Source organism: Aestuariivirga sp. (assembly GCF_044238155.1).
Classification (GTDB): Bacteria; Pseudomonadota; Alphaproteobacteria; order Rhizobiales; family Aestuariivirgaceae; genus Aestuariivirga.
Genome location: NZ_JBIIDX010000244.1, coordinates 1 through 2,502, shown reverse-complemented (window position 1 = coordinate 2,502; position 2,502 = coordinate 1). Strand labels below are relative to the sequence as shown.

Annotated in this window: 2 protein-coding genes; both read left to right on the top strand. The window is 65.2% G+C overall.

Annotation, left to right across the window (positions count from 1 at the left end):
* The coding region (locus ACILRN_RS16600; protein WP_395690070.1) for a heavy metal translocating P-type ATPase at positions 1–1,568 on the top strand (1,568 nt) is incomplete at its 5' end.
* Between the two features lie 88 nt (positions 1,569–1,656).
* The coding region (locus tag ACILRN_RS16595) for a M3 family oligoendopeptidase (RefSeq protein WP_395690069.1) at positions 1,657–2,502 on the top strand (846 nt) is incomplete at its 3' end.

Here is a 2,502-nt window from a genome sequence, read left to right as displayed (position 1 = left end):
CGGTTGTCGTGGCGCTGATGTATGCCAGCGGGCGGCTGCTGGAGGACTATGCCGCCAACCGTGCCCGCGCCGACATGCGCGCTCTGCTGTCGCGGGTCCCGAAGACGGCGCTGCGCTATGAAGATGGTCATCTTCGCGAGGTGGCGATTGACGACATTGGTCCTGGCGACCGGTTGTTGATCCGGCAGGGCGACATCGTGCCGGTGGATGGGTCAATTGCCTCCGGCAAAGCGCTACTGGACATGGCTGCGCTTACCGGCGAGTCGGTTCCGGTAAGGCTTGAAGAGGGCGGCGCCGTTCAGAGCGGGGCGCGTTCGCTTGATACGGCCTTCGACATGCGGGCCGTGCGCCCGGCGGCCGAGAGCACCTATGCCGGCATCGTGCGGCTCGTGCAGGCCGCCCAGGCTGCCAAGGCGCCGATGGTGCGCCTTGCCGATCGCTATGCGCTGATCTTCCTGGTCCTCACAGTTGCATTGGCGGGGGCCACATGGTTCCTCACCAAGGACCACCTGCGCATGCTGGCGGTGCTGGTTTCCGCCACGCCGTGTCCGCTCATCCTTGCGGTTCCGGTGGCGATCATCTCGGGAATGGGCAAGGCGGCGCGGCGGGGCGTGCTGATGAAGGGTGGCCCGGTTCTGGAGACGATGGCGCGGGCCGAAGCCCTGGTGATCGACAAGACCGGAACCCTCACCAAGGGGCGGGCGGAGGTTACCGGCTATCTCGCAGCGGGCGACTGTTCTGAACAGGAGGTGTTGCGGCTTGCCGCCTCGCTCGAGCAGGCGTCAGCTCATGTGTCGGCAGTGTCCATCGTATCCGCCGCACGCGAGCGCGGCATCAAGTTGAGCTTTCCCTCCGCCGTCCAGGAAACGGCGGGTGAAGGCCTGTCGGGGTTGGTGGATGCAGTACGGGTCATCGTTGGTGGCCATGATTTCGTTGCCCGTGAGTTGCAGCAGCAAATTGAGCGGCCGCCACAACCGGCGGGCACCTCGCTGGTGGCGGTTGCCGTCGGCGGCCGTTTCGAGGGTCACCTGCTGCTTGCCGATGCGGTGCGCCAGGAAACACCCGCCGCGCTTGCCGCGCTGCGCAAGGCCGGTATCCGGCGCATCGTCCTGGCCTCAGGCGATCAACAGGCGGTGGTTGACCGTGTCGGCCGCGATCTTGGGCTCGACTTGCTCAAGGGCGGGCTGAGGCCGGAGGAAAAGGTCGAGATTGTGCTGGCTGAACGCAAGAGAGGCGTGACGCTGATGGTGGGCGATGGTGTCAATGATGCACCCGCGCTGGCGGCCGCCGATGTCGGAATCTCCATGGGTGCAACCGGTTCGGCGGCTGCGAGCGAGTCGGCTGATGCGGTGTTGCTGGTCGATGACCTGACCCGCCTTGCCGAGGGTCTCATGGCAGCCCGGCGCGCCCGGGCCATCGCACTCGAGAGCGTTTACATCGGTCTCGGCCTGTCTCTGGCAGCCATGATTGCGGCGGCGCTGGGCTATCTGCCGGTGGTTGCGGGCGCCCTGCTGCAGGAGGCGATTGACGTGGCGGTGATCCTCAATGCACTGCGGGCGCTGAGGTAACTCGATATGAAATCGCGGTAAGCCAGCGGCGCAGACGGTTGCCGAAGCCGCCGCGCTGGGCCATATCCACACTACTCATATGCAAGGAATGCCCATGACCGTCGCTGCCGCCCAGACCCTCGGACCGCTCCCTGAATGGAATCTCGCCGATCTTTACCCCGCACCTAACGCGCCCGCCTTCGCCGCCGACATGGCCAAAGGCGAGGAGATGGCGAAAGCCTTCGCGGAGAAATACCGCGGCAAGCTGGCGGGGCTTGATGGCGCCGGGCTCGCGCAGGCGCTCAAGGATTATGAGGCGATCTCCGATCTCTTGGGCCGCACCGGCTCCTATGCCCAGCTCTATTATGTGGGCGACACCACGGATTCGCAGCGCGGCAAGTTCTATGGCGATGTGTCGGCGAAGCTCACCGATATTTCGGCTATTCTTCTGTTCTTCGAACTCGAGTTGAACCGCATCGAGGATGCAGCGCTCGAAGCCGCCATGCGGGAGCCGGCCCTGGCGCATTACCGCCCGTGGATCGACAATCTCCGCAAGGAGAAGCCCTACCAGCTCGACGACAAGCTTGAGGAACTGTTCCTCGAGAAATCCCAGACCTCGGCTGCCGCCTTCAACCGCCTGTTCGACGAGACCATGGCCGGGCTTCGCTTCGAGGTGGCGGGCGAGACGCTGACGCTGGAGCCCACCCTCACCCTGATGCAGAGCCCGGACGAGTCAAAGCGCAAGGCCGCCGCCGGGGCGCTGGCCAAGACTTTTGGTGAGAACATCAAGCTGTTCGCGCTGGTCACCAACACGCTGGCCAAGGACAGGGAAATTTCCGACCGCTGGCGCGGCTTCAAGGACATCGCGGACGCCCGCCACCTCTCGAACCGCGTGGAGCCCGAGGTGGTGGCGGCGCTGGTTGACTCGGTGCGGCGCAATTATCCGCAGCTGTCG